This window comes from Streptomyces sp. WP-1 (assembly GCF_030450125.1).
In the GTDB taxonomy this organism is placed as follows: Bacteria; Actinomycetota; Actinomycetes; order Streptomycetales; family Streptomycetaceae; genus Streptomyces; species Streptomyces incarnatus.
Map to the genome: position 1 here is coordinate 7,535,729 of NZ_CP123923.1, position 16,698 is coordinate 7,552,426.

The 16,698-nt window shown below is 74.4% G+C and carries 11 protein-coding genes and 1 pseudogene; 5 read left to right on the top strand and 7 right to left on the bottom strand.

All coding sequences use genetic code 11. The features are described 5' to 3' along the window. Positions 1-292: 292 nt before the first annotated feature. Genes QHG49_RS33570 through QHG49_RS33580 form a run of 3 tightly spaced genes read right to left on the bottom strand, consistent with a single transcriptional unit; the run spans position 293 to position 5,054 of the window. The gene (locus QHG49_RS33570; protein WP_301492574.1) at positions 293-1,675 is read right to left on the bottom strand and encodes an MFS transporter; all 1,383 of its coding nucleotides are present in this window, start codon (positions 1,673-1,675) and stop codon (positions 293-295) included. Beyond that, the gene (locus tag QHG49_RS33575; RefSeq protein WP_301492575.1) at positions 1,672-3,684 is read right to left on the bottom strand and encodes a PEP/pyruvate-binding domain-containing protein; all 2,013 of its coding nucleotides are present in this window, start codon (positions 3,682-3,684) and stop codon (positions 1,672-1,674) included. The genes QHG49_RS33570 and QHG49_RS33575 overlap by 4 nt, the downstream gene beginning before the upstream one ends. Further along, the gene (locus tag QHG49_RS33580) at positions 3,681-5,054 is read right to left on the bottom strand and encodes an acetyl-CoA carboxylase biotin carboxylase subunit family protein (RefSeq protein ID WP_301492576.1); all 1,374 of its coding nucleotides are present in this window, start codon (positions 5,052-5,054) and stop codon (positions 3,681-3,683) included. Before QHG49_RS33580 ends, QHG49_RS33575 begins: the two co-directional genes overlap by 4 nt. 299 nt (positions 5,055-5,353) lie before the next feature. Between QHG49_RS33580 and QHG49_RS33585 the strand changes: the two genes are divergently transcribed. Together QHG49_RS33585 and QHG49_RS33590 are read left to right on the top strand one after the other, a co-directional pair. Beyond that, on the top strand, positions 5,354-6,394 hold the full coding sequence (locus tag QHG49_RS33585) for a helix-turn-helix transcriptional regulator (protein ID WP_301492577.1): 1,041 nt from the start codon (positions 5,354-5,356) through the stop codon (positions 6,392-6,394). A gap of 451 nt (positions 6,395-6,845) precedes the next feature. Beyond that, positions 6,846-7,310: a hypothetical protein gene (locus QHG49_RS33590; RefSeq protein WP_159707658.1), complete on the top strand. Its 465-nt coding sequence runs from the start codon at positions 6,846-6,848 to the stop codon at positions 7,308-7,310. 119 nt (positions 7,311-7,429) lie between these two features. On the opposite strand, the gene QHG49_RS33595 is transcribed toward QHG49_RS33590, so the two are convergent. The 4 genes and pseudogenes from QHG49_RS33595 to QHG49_RS33610 form a co-directional block, all read right to left on the bottom strand. Further along, a complete protein-coding gene (locus QHG49_RS33595; RefSeq protein ID WP_301492580.1) occupies positions 7,430-8,437 on the bottom strand; it encodes a DUF5914 domain-containing protein in 1,008 nt (335 codons plus the stop codon). Next, positions 8,434-9,468 (bottom strand): phytoene/squalene synthase family protein, encoded by a 1,035-nt coding sequence (locus tag QHG49_RS33600; RefSeq protein WP_301492581.1) that lies wholly within the window; start codon positions 9,466-9,468, stop codon positions 8,434-8,436. The genes QHG49_RS33595 and QHG49_RS33600 overlap by 4 nt, the downstream gene beginning before the upstream one ends. A gap of 299 nt (positions 9,469-9,767) precedes the next feature. Continuing rightward, positions 9,768-11,255 (bottom strand): annotated as a pseudogene (crtI, locus tag QHG49_RS33605) (phytoene desaturase family protein); the annotation flags it as partial. Further along, the gene (locus QHG49_RS33610) at positions 11,252-12,691 is read right to left on the bottom strand and encodes a polyprenyl synthetase family protein (protein WP_301492583.1); all 1,440 of its coding nucleotides are present in this window, start codon (positions 12,689-12,691) and stop codon (positions 11,252-11,254) included. The gene QHG49_RS33610 and the pseudogene crtI, both read right to left, overlap by 4 nt. 354 nt (positions 12,692-13,045) lie before the next feature. Between QHG49_RS33610 and QHG49_RS33615 the strand changes: the two genes are divergently transcribed. The 3 genes from QHG49_RS33615 (at position 13,046) to QHG49_RS33625 (ending at position 16,655) form a co-directional block, all read left to right on the top strand. Beyond that, positions 13,046-14,311, top strand: a complete 1,266-nt coding sequence (locus QHG49_RS33615; RefSeq protein ID WP_301492585.1) for a lycopene cyclase family protein — start codon at positions 13,046-13,048, stop codon at positions 14,309-14,311. Beyond that, the gene (locus QHG49_RS33620; protein WP_145487636.1) at positions 14,308-15,036 is read left to right on the top strand and encodes a class I SAM-dependent methyltransferase; all 729 of its coding nucleotides are present in this window, start codon (positions 14,308-14,310) and stop codon (positions 15,034-15,036) included. Before QHG49_RS33615 ends, QHG49_RS33620 begins: the two co-directional genes overlap by 4 nt. A gap of 95 nt (positions 15,037-15,131) precedes the next feature. Beyond that, complete coding sequence (locus QHG49_RS33625; protein WP_301493006.1) at positions 15,132-16,655, top strand: FAD-dependent oxidoreductase; 1,524 nt, start codon at positions 15,132-15,134, stop codon at positions 16,653-16,655. Positions 16,656-16,698 lie beyond the last annotated feature (43 nt).

The window sequence follows — 16,698 nt, forward strand, 5'->3', positions numbered from 1 at the left end:
AGGAGCATGCCAATACGGGAATGAAACTCTGCGTCTACCAATTCCCCTTGTTGCGCGGGGGGTTGGCGTGACACCCAGAGAAAACCCCAGCAACGACCGCTCGCGCCATACATCCGGAACGCAAACGACAACAACCCCACGCCTCCTTCACAGGCGACGCACAGCCTGTTCCGCATGTGTACGTCGCGCGAACGGCCGGGAAGACGCACGCACCGCGCTCGCACGGTGGACGGGCCGGGCCGTACGGCCACGACCGGTGCCCGGCGTGTTCCCGGTCCGTTCGGGCCCCGCGTCAGGGCCTCGGGGCGGCTCCCTCGTCGACGGGCAGTGCGAGGGGTTCTTCAGCCGGGAGCGCCCGCGCCCGCCCCGGTCCCGGATCCGCGCCGGGTGCCGTACCCGCCCCGCGTGTTCGCGCCGCCCGGTTCGCGCGGTTCGCGCGGTGCAGCGCCAGATGAAGGGCCGGGATCAGGACACAGGTGACGGCGGCGGACTGCCACAGCAGGGCGTCGAGCCGGCCCGCCGCCAGATAGGCGCCCGCGGCCACCGCGGCCAGGGCGCACACACCGCGGTCCACGATGCTCTCCACCGACAGCAGGGTGGCACGCGGAGCGTCCTTCGGGATCGCGTCGTTGATGAGTTTGCGCTGCACCGGATAGCAGAAGCCGGTGATCGCGGCGAACACGCAGAGCAGCCCGGCCACCGTCCACGGGCCGCCGACGGTGGTGCCCGCCAGCGTGGCCGCGAGCGCGACACTCAGCAGGGACACCCAGGCCGTGGGCGACAGCCGGGAGCCCAGCCACTGGGGCCGCGCGGAGGCGACCGCCTCGGCGATCGTCATCGCCGCGAGCACACCGCCGTGGCTGTCCTCGCCGATGCCATGGTGCAGCAGCACCGGCTGGAAGAGGTTGACCTGGCAGATCCGCGACAGCGTGAAGACGGCCACCCCCTGGACCATGAGCAGCGCGAGCCACGGTGACGAACGCAGGGCCCGCAGCGCGGCGCCCGTGTGCCGCAGCGGCGAGGCATGGCGCCGCACGGAGGCGCGCCCGGCCCCGCCCGCGTCGCGCGGAGCGAGCCGTGGCAGGGCGAGGGCGCAGCCGAGCGAGCCTGCCGCGCTCGCCGCGCTCAGCACGTACGGAGCCTGCGGCGCCAGCACCATCAGCGGTCCGACGAGCGGCCAGCAGACGACCTTGGCCGCCAGGCCCAGGGACCGCGCCGTGCCCTCCGCGCGGAGGTAGTGGGCGTCCGCCGCTTCCGCGCGCAGCCCGTCGTAGAGGCAGGCGCTGGCCGCTCCCGAGGTGAGGGAGCGTCCGGCGGCGATGGCCAGGAAGTGGAGCAGGAAGCCCGTGTAGGAGGGGGAGAACACCGGCATCAGGTTCGCCGCCGTCATGACCACCGCGCCCGCCCACAGGCAGTTGCGTGCGCCGATGCGGTCGGCGACGAGTCCGGTGGGGATCTCGAAGAGGCAGAAGGCGATGTAGTAGATGCTCTGGATGCCGAAGATCTGGCCGTCGGACAGGCCCGCGTCACGCTGGTAGGCGTAGAAGACGGGCATCCACCACAGCAGGTTGAACAGCAGCTGGAACCCGTTGTTGAGGCGGATCACCCGGCGGGCCGCCGGGGTCAGGTCCTCCCGCGCGGCGCGGCGCCACACCGCGGGCGTACGGCGCCTCACCGGGCGTACGGGCGGACCTGGACCAGCTGGAACGCCCCCTCGTCGGTCATCAGCCACTCGATGTCCAGGGCGTCGTCCGGGTCGTCCGCGCTGAAGTGGGACTGCAACAGGCGGCCCGCCAGTGCCAGTTCGGCCAGCGCGTCCCTCGTGTCCGCCGGCAGGTCCGTGCCCGGGGATCCGACGGCCACCGTACGGCCGCCGCCCTCGACCGTGTTGTACAGGTACTGGTGGGGCAGGACCGTGCCGTCCACCACGCGCTCGGGCGAACCGGCCGTGCAGTTGAGGTACGTGTTCCGGAAGTCCTCCCGGCGCGTGGGGTTGCAGGTGACCAGCACGCCCCCGAGGTCGGCCGGCGTGTACTCCTGGACGATCACCCCCATGTAGGTGTCGTCCAGCGCGATGCCGACCTGGTGCCGCATCCGCACGCTCCGCGGCGACAGCAGCGACGCCCACACGTGAAGGACGGCGTCCAGCAGCTGTTCCGCGCCGCGTACGGTCGTCACCGAGTCGTAGATGCCCGCTGCCGAGAACCCCGGCAGGTCCTCGGCGTTGGAGGAGGAACGCACCACCAGACGGCGGCCGTCGGCCAGCAGCCGCGGCACGGCTCCGGTGATGGCGCGCGCCACGTCCTCGGGCATCGGCGTGCTGCGCATCAGGTGCTGGAGATCCAGCGAGAGCGAGTCGATCATGTCGAGGGCGTCGAGTTCGAGCGCCATCTTCAGCTTGCCGATGCCCTGTTGGAGCGCCGGTGACGAGGTCAGGTACAGATGGTGCAGATGGAACGGCAGCGCCACGCCCCTCGGTGCCCGGACCGTCCGGGACACGCGTTCGGCGGCCGAGAACCGGAGCCGCTCCAGGGGCGCTTCCGGCTCACTGAGCCGCGCGCCGAGATGGGCGAGCAGATCCGGCCGCGGCGGGCGCGGGCGGGCGTAGAAGGCCGTCAGGTCCGCGGTACGGCTGTCCAGCACATGGTGCAGTTCGCCGAGGTGGGCGGCCTTGGTGCCGTAGCTGTCGCGGTCGTCGAGCCGCAGCCGGTGCAGTTCCATGATCGGCGCGTCCCCGATGAGCGGGGCCCCGATGTGGATGCGCTGGGTGTCCCAGACCGGCCGCTCCAGCGCCGGGGCGCAGGACAGCGGTTCCAGGGTGACGGCGTCCTCCCGCACCCGGTAGCGGACCCAGGCGTCGTCCAGGCCGTGCCGCTCCACGAGGGCGTCCAGGTCGCGGACGATCGCGTTCGGGATGCCCCAGCCCGAGGCCAGCACGTTGGTGTGCGAAAGCGGTGTCGTGGGGCGGGTGTTGATGAATCCGGCCACCCGGGGCACGTCGTCGGGCAGGCCCGCCATGGCGACGATGTCCGCCCAGCCGAGGTCCGCGGCGCCGGCGCGGTACTCCTGCGGACTGCGGAAGTACCGCAGACGCCCCTCCGCCACACCCGGGTTGAGGCAGGTCCGGGTGCGGCTGCCGAACAGCTCCTGGCTCAGGATGCGCGGGATACGGGCGTCGCCGATCAGGGCCAGCTCATGCTCCTGGCCGTGGTTCGCCGGTTTCAGCAGCAACGGGAGGCGCCCGTCCACGCGGTGGCGGACGTAGTCGTAGAACTCCTGGAGCAGGGCGCCGTGCATGGTGTCCGCCTCCGTCGTCTCCAGGACGAGGAAGGGGCGTTCGGCGCCCTCGGAGTCCTCGTCGCTGTGCAGCGAGAGGATTCCCAGCAGGAAGCGGCGGTCCGGCGCCATGTACACCGAGGCGTTGAACGCGTCCAGCTCCGCGTCGAGCCGCTGCGGCGTCATGCCGAGTACGCGCGTGGCGATGTAGTCGACGTGGAAGGGGTGCACCCGGGTGTCGAGCAGATGCCAGGTGTCCTCGGTCCGGTCCACCACGACCTTCAGGTACGGGTGACCGGCCAGCACACCGGACAGCGTGCGGAACAGCGGCAGCGACAGGTTGACGCCGACCACGGTACGGTCGCCCGCCGCATCGGGGACGCGGGCCTCGTCCGGCGCGGGCGTCATGCGCGTGCCTCCTCGGCGGTGTCCACCCGCAGGATGTCCGGCAGCGCGGCCACCAGGGCGGTGAAGTCGCGCACGACGGACTGCGGCCGGTCGGCCGACAGCAGGCACAGCCCCGCCATCGTGTTGGCGCCGCCCGCGGGGTCGTAGACGGGGACCGGTGAGCCGTCCGGAAGGGAACTCTCCCGGACCACGGACAGCGTGCTGCCGGCACCGACCGGCGCCTTGCGGATCACGGCCGAGGAGTCCCACAGATGGCGCCGCTGCCACGGCTTGCCGTCGCCGTCGACCGCGAGCACCACCAGGGAGCCCGTCGCGCCCTCGGCGTCCGCGGGCGTCAGCGTCCGCGCGGGCCAGGCGGGCGAGCGGCCGAGCAGCTGGTCGGTGAACATGCCGACCAGGTCGAGGCCGAAGACGTCCTCGATCTGCGGCACGGTCATCGCGCCCCCGAACCGGGCGGCCGTCTCGATGACCCACATACGGCCGTCCGCGCCGAGCTTGATCTCCGTGTGGGTGCCGCAGTTCTCCAGCCCCAGCGCGTCCACGGCCTGCCGGGCCAGCTCCACGATCCGGTGCTGGGCCCCGCTGTCGACGGCGGCCGGAGTGATGCCGGCGCGCTCGGTGAACGGCCACACGGTCGGCAGGCGTCCGCTCAGGCAGACCGGCCGGAAATCGCCGTCGACGACGACGCCCTCGACGCTCACGTAGTCACCCCAGCCGGGTCCGTCGAACCACTCCTCGGCCCGTCCGGTGACGATCTCCTCGACGATGAAGTCCTCCGCCGCGCCCCGCACATGCATTTCGGCGAAGCCGAGCTGCGCCGACTCCGCCATGACCTGACGCGAGCGGTGCCAGGCGTGCCGCGCCTGCCCGGGTCCGTCGATGATCTGGTGAGCGGTCGAACCCGCGCTCCACGCCGCCTTGAGTAATAATGGGCATGACAAATCAGTGGTCGCGCGCTCCAGCTCGGCGAGCCCCGCGACGGGGCGGAAGCGGGGCTGCGGAACACCGTGACGCTCCCACGTGGCGCGCATCAGCCGCTTGTCGCGGGCGAGGGCGGCGGCCGCCCCGGCGCCCCTCAGACCGAGCCGCCGGCACGCCTCGGCCACCGCGACCACCGCGTACTCCGAGAAGGTGAGGACGGCGTCCGCCCCCACCTCGCGGGCGCGCGCCGCGATCAGCTCGACGAGGTCCCGGTGCTCCGCCCGAGGAGGCGTCACCACCGAGGCGCACAGCCGCGCCGCGTCGTCCGCCACCCCCGCGGGCAGCTCGCTGAGCGCCAGCAGGTGCACCGCGGCCCGCCCGGCCACCCGCGTCAGGGCATGGCCCACCGGGGGACCGCCCTTGGCATGCACGTACAGCACCTGGCTCACGTAGACCCATCTCCTTCGATGTCGCGGCAGTTGATGTCGGGAGCACTCACACCCGCCGGTTCTCCTCCTTCAAGCGAACCAGTCCGAACTCACCTTCCAGTGGCCGCGCTACGCGAACGATTCAGGCAAATGCCTTACCCCGCTGGGCGATCGGTGCCATGTGGAGGTGTCGTGATGCGCTAGCGGGCAGATGGTGCAGAGCCTGAGAGCGCCCGGTCCTCCCGTCTTCCCAGGGTGCTACGGCTTACGCACGAGACGTCACCCAACGTCATGTCGCGCAGTGTTGAAGGAGTGGGGCCGTGGACGAGACGGAACGCGCAGCACCCCTGGACGAAGCGGCCGGTCCGCCCGGCCGTAACCCCTTCGGAGCCCTCGCCGAACTCACCCCGGCCGCCGCGTTCATGCGCGACGGCGCCGGCCGCTATGTGTGGGCCAATCACGCCTACGCCCACCTGTACGGGACGACACGCGACGCCGTGATCGGCCGCCACCTGTCCGACCTCGACGAACCCGCCAACGCCGGCCGCTTCCTCGCCATGGACCAGCAGGTCCTCACCGACGGCAAGCCCATCCGGCACGCCCTCACCTACCACCGCCCGGACGGAACCTCCGCACACGCGGCGGGCTACCGCTTTCCCGTCCGCTGGGGCGAGGAACGCTGCGTCGCGGGTATCTACGTCGACGTCACCGACTACGTCCGGACGATGGACCAACGGCACCGCGCCGAGGCGGACTTACGCGCACTGCGCGACCACAGCGGACTGGCCTGCGTACGGCTGGCCCCGGACGGAAGGGTGAGCGAGGCGGGCACCGCCACGGCCGAGATCCTGCGCGTCCGCCTCTCCGATCTGACCGGACTGCGCGCCGCCTCGCTCCTCGCCGACACACCCGAACGCGGCGCCCTGATACGAGTCTGGGACGACCTGATCGCCGGCCGGCGCAGAAGCGCCCGCGCCTCAGCGGTGCTCGTCGACGGGGAGGGCTGGCAGCGCCGGGCCCGTATCCGGCTGACCACCGTCGGCGCGGCGGCGCCGGGCGTGACCGGCGTGTGGGCCGTCGTCACGCACCTGGGCCGACGCCAGCGGACCCAGCCCACCCTGACCGCCGCCCAGGTACGCATCGTCGCCCTGCTCGCGGCGGGCCGCAGCAACGCGGACATCGCCGAGGAACTGCGTCTGTCGCGGCAGACCTTGGACTACCACCTGAGTCGTCTCCGCGTCCTCCTCGAAGCTCCGACACGCCCGGCACTGGTCGCCCGCGCCTACGTCCTCGGCATCCTCTCACCCCGGACCTGGCCACCCCGCTCGCCCACGGCGGCCCACCCCTCCAGCCCGGTGTGATCGGCCTCGCGACGTGGGCCGCCCCCGCGGCGAGGGAGGCTGGTGGCCGGGCGGACGGACAGGACGTTTGTCCACGGCGGGCCCGTCATGCGGAGGGGCAGCCAGCCGTCAGACGAAGTAGGACAGGTTCACGAAGAAGGCGACACAGGCGATGGCGAGGAGCACCACGCGCGTGGTGAACCACAAGCGGGTGTCCAGAACCAGGGGCGCGTCGTCCGACGAGGTGTCAGGGCGACACCGCCTTTCCCCCGGCACAGCGCCGGCCCTCCGGCGAACCACACCAGGGGGACGACCACCACGAGGATGGCGACGATCACACCGGGCCGGCCCGCCCCCGGCGCACTGCCGCGCCCGTTGGCCAGCCGGGACGTGTCCGCCGCGCGGGTGAACGCGGATGCCCGGCAAGCCGCCGCTGGTGCGCGGCCCGTCGAGCGGGGGAGAGGGTCGGTGCATGAACACTCACCCTGCTGACGGTCCGGACGGTGCGCACCTGCGCCCGCCGGGTGTGTCGGACACCCTCGTACAGGCCCTGGGGGCGTTGTCGGAGGCGTTGGAGACGACCGAACGCGCCCGTGGTCACCTCTACGCCTTCCACCAGCTGACGGGAGGGGCCGACTTCGCGCTGGACCGCGCCGTGGCGCTGCTGCGGGAGGCCGGCCACCCCGGATGGGCGGACCGGGTGCAGCGGGAGATCCTGGGCCGCAACGTGATTCCGGGGCACTGGACGTTCCAGATCGTCGAGGCGTACAACGCCACCTACTACGCGCCGTTCAAGGACGTCGAGGCCCAGGCGCGCCGGGAGCTGGTCGCGGGCAAGGACCACCTGTACGAGGCGGAGCTGAAGGAGCGGCGGCGCACCAGGGGACATCCTGGCCACGCTGCCCGGCCCGCCACGGCCGGGGAGCCCGGCGAGTAGGGGAGTGGGTTGCCTCCTTCGGCAGGACCCTCTCTCACCGTCCTACCGCCTGCGGATTCACGGGCGATGTCCCGGTTGGCACGCCGATCGCGCCCCGGGGGCGTCGGCCCGCCTGCCGTTCAGCCGGGGAAGCGTCCCGTGGAGCGCAGCTGCCAGCGGCGCTCCGCGTACGCCAGGTCGTCACGCCACAGCCGCCCGGCCGCGGCGCGCATCAGGGGACGCAGCAGTGGCGCGGCACGGCGGACGGCGGCGAACCCCGGACGGTCCGAGGCGGCGACCACCGCCTCGGTGACCACGGTGCGGGGCCGACCGGCTTCGTCCGCGCCCAGCGGCGTGGCATGCGTCTCCACCACCGAGCCCGCGCCCTCGCCACGCGTGATGCGCATGACGACCGTACGTGGTCCGGGCGCGGTGAACACGGCGCGGACCGGCACGACCAGCCGGCCCGCCGCCTTGAAGGACACGTCGACGGTCAGGGCGTCCGGACCGCCGTCGTTCGCGCCGAGCGGTTCCCCGGGCGCGTCCACCACCGTCAGGTCGACGAACGAGTAGGGGTGCAACCATGCCCCGTGCCACGGGTCGAGCCGGTTGGCCACCACGTCCTCGGGCTCGCAGACACCCACCCCCCTGTAGACGGCCGTCACGGCGCGCGCGGGCTCGGGCCGCCACGGTACGGCCGGTGCGTCCCGCGGCTCCTCGCCGCCCACCGCGTCCAGGCGTATCCACACCAGCACCCCGTCGTCGTGCACCGGCAGCGGCGACCAGCCCGCGTACGGGCCGCCGTCCAGAGCCAGTCCGTGCCAGTGGCACACCAGCGTGCCGCAGCGCACCGGGCTGTCCCGCAGCGGTGCGCCCAGGTGCGGGCAGATGCCCGGACCGCCGACGGGGCGCCCGTCGGGCCCTCGCCACACCACGACCTCGTGCCCCGCCACGCTCAGGGCGAGTTTGCCGTCACCGCGCAGGGCACGGGAGGCGCCGACGACGTACCAGTTCCCGGACGGGCGGGCCTGCGCCCGCTTCAGCGCCCCGGCGATCACCGCGGGCCGCGCCTCGCGCCAGGTGGGGCGCTGACGCTCCCAGGGCACGGCGTCGCGGCGCAGTGACAGCGGCAGGCGACGGCGGTTCACGCGACCTCCTCGGCGGAGCGGACCGCCGTCCCCGGCGCGAGCGCCGCCGCGGGCAGGAAACGGGGGCCGTCGGTGGCTGGCCGGGGCACGGGACCGGTCCGCGCCCGCAGCCGGGCCGCCGCCACCCGGACCAGCCCGTCGACGGCGACCACCGCTCTGCGCCGCCGCTCGACCACCGACCGCCGGTGCAGCACGGTGTAGCCGTCGCGGGCGACGGCGTCGAGGATGCCGCCGTACAGGACGGCGGCGGTACGGATGCAGGGCCGCGCCACCGGATCGAGCAGCTGGATCCCGGGGACCGCCGACCGGTAGACACCGCGGATCAGTGCCTCGAACTCCCTGAGCGCGGCGGTGATCCGGCGGTCCGGGCGCCCCGCCGCGCGACTCCAGGACAGCAGTTCCCGGTCGACGCCATGACCGGCGAGCAGATCGCCGGGCAGGTAGACGCGCCCGCGGTCCAAATCCTCGCCGACGTCCCGCAGGAAGTTGCTGAGCTGGAAGGCGACGCCGAGCGCCGCGGCGTACGGCGCGGCCTCCTCCCGAGGCACCACCGTGCCCAGCACGGGCAGCATCTCAAGACCGATCACCGCCGCGGAGCCGTGCATGTACGCCCGCAGATCGGCGTAGGTGGGGTAGGCCGTCACGACCAGGTCGGAGCGCATCGCGGCCATGAAGTCCCGGAAATGGGCGTGGTCGATGGCGTAGCGGCGGGCGGTGTCGGCGAGCGCGTGCACCACGGGCTCGCCGCTGCCGCCCCGCCGCAGCCCCTCCTCCAGTTCCGTCTGGAGCCGCGCCAGCGCCCGCGCGCGCACCTCGGCGCCGGCCCCGGAGGCGAGGCAGTCGACGATGTCATCGGCCCAGCGGGCGAAGCCGTACAGGGCGTGCACGGCGGACCGGCGCTCGACCGGCAGCAGCCGGGTGGCGAGGAAGTACGTCCTGCCGTGCCGGGCGTTGAGGGCGCGGCAGTGGCGGTAGGCCGCGCGCAGTGCCGGGTCGGTGATCCCGGCCGCGGCCAGCTCTCGATCGGTCATCCCGTCCCGCCTTCGTTCGTGGGGTCGGCCAGGAGGTCGTCCGGCGCATCGGGTCGCCTCGCGGCGACCGGGGGGTGCGGTGAGGAGGCCGACGGTTCCCGCGCGTCGGCGAGCCCGGCGGGCGGTGCCGCGTCCGCTCGCCGGACAACCGCCGGGGTCCGCCCGGCGGCCGGGCCCCCGGACGGCGGCGCGGAACTCGTGGGGGCCGGGGCGGCGGTCCGGGCGGCGCGTACGGCGGTCCGGGCGGCGCGTACGGCGGTCCGGGCGGCGATCGTGGAGGGGCGCGCGCGGATGCTTCGGCGCGGTGGGACGCCCGTGACGCGGGCCGCGGCCAGCTTCCCGGACAGCAGCACGGTCGGCACACCGACCCCGGGTGTGGTGCCGCAGCCGGCCAGGACCGCGTTCTCGGTGCCGCGCACCAGGTTGCGCGGCCGGAACGGGCCGGTCTGCGCGAAGGTGTGGGCGGCCGAGAAAGGGGTGCCCGCCGCGTGCCCCAGGGCGTGCCAGTCGGCCGGGGTGACCAGGCACTCCGCCTCGATGGCGGCTTCGAGCCCGGTCAGTCCGCGCCGCTCCAGCTCCCGCAGCAGGGTGTCCCGGTAGCGCGGGCCGAGGTCGGACCAGGCCGCCGCGTCCGGCCCGATGTCGGTGTTGGGGCAGGGGGCGAGGACGTAGTGCAGGTGGCGGCCCCGCGGCGCGAGGCCCGGGTCCGTGGCGGTGGGGCGGGTGACCAGCAGTGACGGGTCGCTCATCAGCTCCCCGGCGCGGGTGAGTTCGTCGAATGTGGAGTGCCACGCCGCGCCGAACGAGATCGTGTGGTGGGCGAGATGGGGCCAGGTGCGGTCCGTGCCGGCGTGCAGCACGACCGCGGACGGCGAGTGCCGCAGCCCGAGCGGTCTGCGCGGCCGGCGGCCGAGCAGCCGGTAGGCGACGGGCAGGTCCGGGGTGAGGACGACCGCGTCGCACGGGATGCGGCCGGTGTCCGTGACGACGGCCGTGATCCGCCCGCCCGACCGCTCCAGCCGGGTCACCCGCTGTCCGAAGCACAGCTCGGCACCAGCTTCGGCGGCCGCCTCCGCCATCGCCCGCGGCAGCGCGTGCATGCCGCCCCGGGGGAAGTACACGCCGGCGACGGTGTCCATGTAGGCGATGACCGCGTACGCGGCCAGCGCCCGCGCCGGGGGCACACCCGCGTACAGGGCCTGGAAGGAGAACACCCGGCGCAGCCGCTCGTCGCCCAGGAAGCGGCCGATCCGGGCGTCCAGGCGGCCGAAGCCGCCCAGCGCCGCCAGCCGGGCGAGGTCGGCGTTGAGCAGACCCAGGGGCGAGTCGAAGTTGGCGTCGATGAACCGGCGCATCTGGGCCCGGTACAGCCGCTGGAGCCAGTCGCGCAGCCGCCGGTAGCCCGCCGCCTCGGCCGCCCCGGCGAACCGCTCCACCTCGGCGGCCATCGCGTCCGCGCCGGTGTGCACGTCGAGGCTGCTGCCGTCCGCGAAGCAGGCCCGGTAGGCCGGGTGCAGGGGGATCAGCTCGACCCGCTCCCGCAGGCTGTCGCCGACGGCGGCGAACGCCTCGTCGGCCAGCTCGGGCATGGTCAGCACGGTGGGCCCGGTGTCGATCCGGTAACCGGCCAGGTCGAGGCGCCCGGCTCTGCCTCCCGGCAGTTCCTCGCGCTCGACGACGGTGACCCGCCGCCCGGCGCCCAGCAGATGCAGTGCCGCCGACAGCCCGGCCAGTCCGGCGCCGACGACCACCACATGGTCCGTGGGACCGGGCAGGGTGCGCGTCACCGGCCACTCCCCGCCCCGCTGCGGACAGGATGCGCGTACGGGCCGTGCGCGGGCCGTGGACGTGCGGCGTCCCCGTCCGGCCGTTCCTCGTCCGGCCGCGCCCCGGCCGTCGCGAGCAACAGGGCGCGCAGCGGCCCGGCGCCCTCCGCGTCCAGCACCGCACGGTCGAAGTGCCGCAGCCCCCGCGCGGCGAGCCGCTCGATCCTGCTCTCCACGGCGTCGCGCGCGCCCGTCCCGACCAGCACGTCCCGCACCTGCTCAAGACCGCGTCCGGTGAGTTCCGTGTCGCCGAGCCACCGCTCCAGAACGGCCAGCGCGGCACCGTCACCGGCGGCCTCGGCCCGCGCGCGGGCGACCGCGAGAAGGTAGGTGGGCTTGCCCTCCCGGATGTCGCCACCGCACGCCTTGCCGGTCTCCCGTGGATCGCCGAAGACGTCGTCCAGGTCGTCCCGCAGCTGGAACGCCATGCCCACACAGCGGCCGGCGTCGCCCAGCCGACGCGCGGTCATGTCGTCGGCGCCCGCTGCGGCCGCCCCCAGGGCGAGGGGCCGCCCCACCGAGTACAGGGCGCTCTTCAGGCAGGCGGCCCGGCGCACCCGGGGCAGCGACCACGCCGCCGCGATCTGGCCCCGCACATCCAGGAACTGGCCCGCGACCATCTCCGTACGCATGTCGCTCCACAACCGTCGCACCACCATCGCCGTCCGGGGCGGCAGCGGCGTCTCCGCGACCAGGTCGTCGGCCCAGGCCAGCGCCAGATCCCCGGCGAGGACCGCCGCCGACTGCCCGAACCGCTCGGCCCGCTCGTCCCCCACCCGACCGGCGTACCCCTCGGCCAGGTCCGCGTGCAGCGCGGGCCGGCCGCGCCGCAGGGCAGCCCGGTCCATCACGTCGTCGTGGACGAGCGCGCACGTCTGGAGCAGTTCCAGGGCGCCTCCGATGCGCAGGGCGGCCGCTGCGGCCGCCGGATCCCGTCCGGCGCATGCCCGCACGGCCCACCACACGAGTTGCGCGCGGGTGCGCTTGCCACCCTTGAGAGTGAAGCGCGCCACCCGTTCGGCCAGTTCCTCGGCGAAGAGGGGATCGGCCGACCGGGCCCGGCGCAGGCGCTCCGCCAGCACGTCGTCGAGTACCCGGCCGACAGCGCCGGGCACGTCTGCGTCGGCCTCGCGCACTTCGGCGGAGCCGGCGAAGAACGACGCGCTTGCCACGGGGTACGCCTCCTCGTCGTGCCGCTCCCGGCCGCGGGCCCAGGGCCCGCGCGGAAGCGACGCCCCGGCCGCCTCAGACGTCTCGGCCGCCCCAGGCGTCTCGGCCGCCCCAGGCGTCTCGGCCGCCCCAGGCGTCTCGGCCGCCTCGGACGTCTCGGCCGCCGCGGCCGTCGGTGGAGGCGCAGCGGTCGAGGCGGAGCGGTCCTTCGCGTGGGTGGGACGCATCCAGGTTCCCTCCGTCGTGTGTTGTGGTCGGTCGGTCCCGTCACCCGTCTGCTTCGGTGCGGGCGGCACGGTCGGATGCGCGAACACCCCACCGGATCGCGGCAGCACCGGGATCCGCCCTCCACTACCGTGCCCTGACTCGCGCTCAGCCGCTCGCCGCGCGAGGCGCCCTGCGTCCGCCGGGGTACACAATCCGAAAGAACAGGACCCGGGACTCCGGGGGCCGGGCCGCCCTGCTCCCCGGACCGCCGTCGCGCTCCATCACCGCCGTGGACCACCGTCGCCGTAAGTCGCCTCCAGGACGGAAGACAGGAAGCCGCAGAAGAAGACAGGAAGCCGCAGAAGGGAGACACCGTGCCGGACACGGACGTGGCCGTCCTGGGCGCGGGCGCCGCCGGGCTGTCGCTGGCCCACCGGCTCGCCGGGAGCGTTCCCGGCCTGCGCACACCGTCCGTCGTACTGGTGGACGCGCCCCCCGGCCCGCTGCGGCCGCCCCCGCGGACCTGGTGCTACTGGACGGCCGGGGGCGGGCGGTTCGACGCGGCGGTGCGGGCCGAGTGGCAGCGGCTCAGAGTGCGCCCGCGTGCCGGTGCCCCGGTCGAGGGGGACATCGCTCCGCTGCGGTACCGCATGATCCGCTCCGACGACTTCGAACGCCTCGTCCGCCGGGACCTGGCCCGCAGCACCAATGTGCGGCGACTCGAAGCCACCGTCGAGACGGTGGAGGACGTACGAGGCGGTGCTCACGTCCACCTCAGGGACTCCGGTGGGCTCGGGCATGTGCTGAGTGCCCGCTTCGTGTTCGACTCCCGCCCCCCGGGCAGCCTGCCGGCCGCCCGCACCACCCTGCTCCAGCACTTCCACGGCTGGTTCGTGCGCACCGCCCGGCCGGTGTTCGACCCGTCCGTCGTGGAGCTGATGGACTTCCGCACCCCGCAGCCGGACCACGGCCTCTCCTTCGGTTACGTCCTGCCGACCGGGCCGTGCGAGGCGCTGGTGGAGTACACCGAGTTCTCCGGACGCTCCCTCACTCCCGACCGCTACGAGGCCGCCGTACGGCACTACGCCGACGAGGTACTGCGGCTCGGCGAACGGCTCGTCCTGGCCACCGAGACCGGCCTCATCCCGATGACCGACGCGCCGATCCCCCGGCAGACCGGAGCCCGCGTCTTCCGCATCGGTGCCGCCGGCGGAGCGACCCGGCCCGCAACCGGCTACACCTTCGCCGGACTGCAACGCCAGACCAGGGCCGTCGCCGACGCACTGCGCCGCGGACGCTTCCCACTGCCCCCCGCCGCCCACTCGGCGCGCTCCCGGGCCATGGACGCCGTCCTGCTGCGCGCGCTGGACAGCGGCCGGGCCGACGGACCGGAACTGTTCAGCCGCCTGTTCGCCCGCGTACCCATGGCACGGCTGCTGCGCTTCCTCGACGGAGACACCCGCCTGCACGAGGACCTGGCCATCGGCCTGCACGCTCCCGTGGCGCCGATGCTGCGCTCCGCCCTGGAACTGCCCCGCCTGCCGCGCCGCTCCTTCGACCTGCCCGCACCACCGTGTCCGCCGCCCCTTCCCGCGCCGGGTCCGCACTCCTCGCACCTCCCCCCGACGGAGAACCCATGACGCTGCTGCGCGACGAAGACCTCGCCGCCGCCTTCGACCACGCCTCCCGCAGCTACGACGCCCTCGTGGCCGCCAACCCCGGCTACCACGCCGACCTGCGCCGCTCGGTGCGCCGGCTCGGCCTGCCCGGACAGGGGCGGGGGCTGCGCCTGCTCGACCTCGGCTGCGGCACCGGGGCGTCCACCGCGGCGCTGCGCTCCGTCCTCCCCGCCGCCGAGGTCACGGCCGTCGACGCCTCGGCCGGCATGCTCGGGCGGGCCGCGGCCAAACCGTGGGCGGACGGGGTGACCTTCGTACACGCCCCCGCCGAACGCCTGACCGAGGCCGGGGTGAGCGGCCCCTTCGACGCGGTGTTCGCGGCCTACCTCCTGCGCAACGTCACCGATCCCGACGCCGTACTCGCCGCCGCGCGCGGCCTGTTGCGCGCGGGCGGCCGGCTCTGCGTGCACGACTACACGCTCAGCGGACGGCGCGTCGACCGCGCGGTGTGGACGCTGGTGTGCCGGGGTGTCGTACAGCCCGCGGCGACCCTGCTGGGGGACGGGCGGCTGTACCGGCATCTGTGGCGCAGTGTCGTGGAGTTCGACACCGCCGGACGCTTCGCGCACCGGCTGCGCACGGCCGGATTCGACCAGGTGCGCGCGCTGCCGCTGCCGGGCTGGCAGACGGGCATCGCCCACACCTTCGTCGCGCGGCGGCCGTACGGCCACGGGGCGGAGGCATGAGGGCCCCCCGCCAGGCCGCCCCCCGCCAGGGCGCGGCACGCCGGGCCGCCCCTCGCCAGGGCGCCGCACGCCGGGGCCGCGACCGGCGGGCCCGGATGCTGCCGGCCCCGCCCGGCGCCCCCCGGGCCGGGGAAGACCGGCCGTCGGTGGCGGTGGTCGGCGGGGGCATCGCCGGCCTGGCCGCCGCCACCGCGCTCGCCGAGCGCGGGGTGGCCGTCACCGTGTACGAGCGGCGCCCCTACCTCGGCGGGCGGGTCGGCGGATGGCCGACCCGGCTGCGCGACGGCTCCCCGGCGACCATGAGCCGCGGGTTCCACGCCTTCTTCCGCCAGTACTACAACCTGCGCGGGTTGCTGCGCCGGACGGATCCCGCACTGGAGCGGCTCACCGCCCTTGCGGACTACCCGCTGCTGCACGCCGACGGACTGCGCGACAGCTTCCGGCACATCCCGCGCACCCCGCCCCTCAGCGCCATGGGCTTCGTGGCGCTCAGCCCCTCCTTCCGGCCGACGGACCTGCGCGCCATGAACCCGTTCGCGGCCCTGCCCCTGCTCGACGTGCGTGTGCCCGAGGTGTACGACCGGCTGGACGGCACCAGCGCCCATGCCTTCCTGGACGCCGTGCGCTTCCCGGACAGCGCCCGTCACCTGGCCTTCGAGGTGTTCTCCCGCAGTTTCTTCGCCGACCCGCGGGACCTGTCGGCGGCCGAGATGGCGCTCATGTTCCACATCTATTTCCTGGGTTCCGCCGAAGGGCTGCTGTTCGACGTGCCCCGGGACTCCTTCCCGGCCGCCCTGTGGGACCCGCTCGCCGACTACCTGACCCGGCACCGCGCCGAGATCCGCACCGGCACGTCGGTCCAGCACATCGCGCCCGTCGCGGACGGCGGTCTCGTGGTCGCCTGCGAACGGGACGAGCGGCGCTACGACGGGGTCGTCCTCGCCCTGGACAGCGCGGGACTGCGCTCGCTGGTCGAGCAGTGCCCGCGGCTGGGCGACGCCTCCTGGCGCGAGCGGGTCGAACGGCTGCGCACCGCCCCGCCCTTCCTGGTCAGCCGGCTGTGGCTGGACCGGCCCGTCGCACCCGACCGGCCCGCCTTCCTCGGCACCAGCGGCTTCGGCACCCTCGACAACATCAGCGTGCTGGAACGCTACGAGGACGAGGCGGCCCGCTGGAGCGGGCGCACCGGGGGGTCCGTCGTCGAACTGCACGCCTACGCCGTGCCGCCGGGAGCCGCCCGGGACGTCGAACAGAAGCGCCTCCTCGGCCAACTGCACCGCGTCTACCCGGAGACCAGCACGGCGACCGTCCTCGACGCCCGTCACGAGTGGCACGAGGACTGCCCCATGTTCCCGGTGGGCGGCTACCGCGACCGGCCCACCGTCCGCACCCCGCACCCACGCGTGGTCCTGGCCGGCGACCTGGTCCGCACCGGGCTGCCCGTGGCCCTCATGGAACGGGCGGCCACGAGCGGCTTCCTCGCGGCCAACGCCCTGCTGGAACAGTGGGGCGTGCGGGGACAGACGCTATGGACGGTGCCGGACCGAGGGCGCAACGCGCTCCTCCGCGCACTGGCCGCATGGGGGCGGACGCCCGCCGTCGGCGGACGGCGTACCTGAAGGGCACCTTCCGGGGCGGGAGGCCGTACGGCGCAGCGGCTCG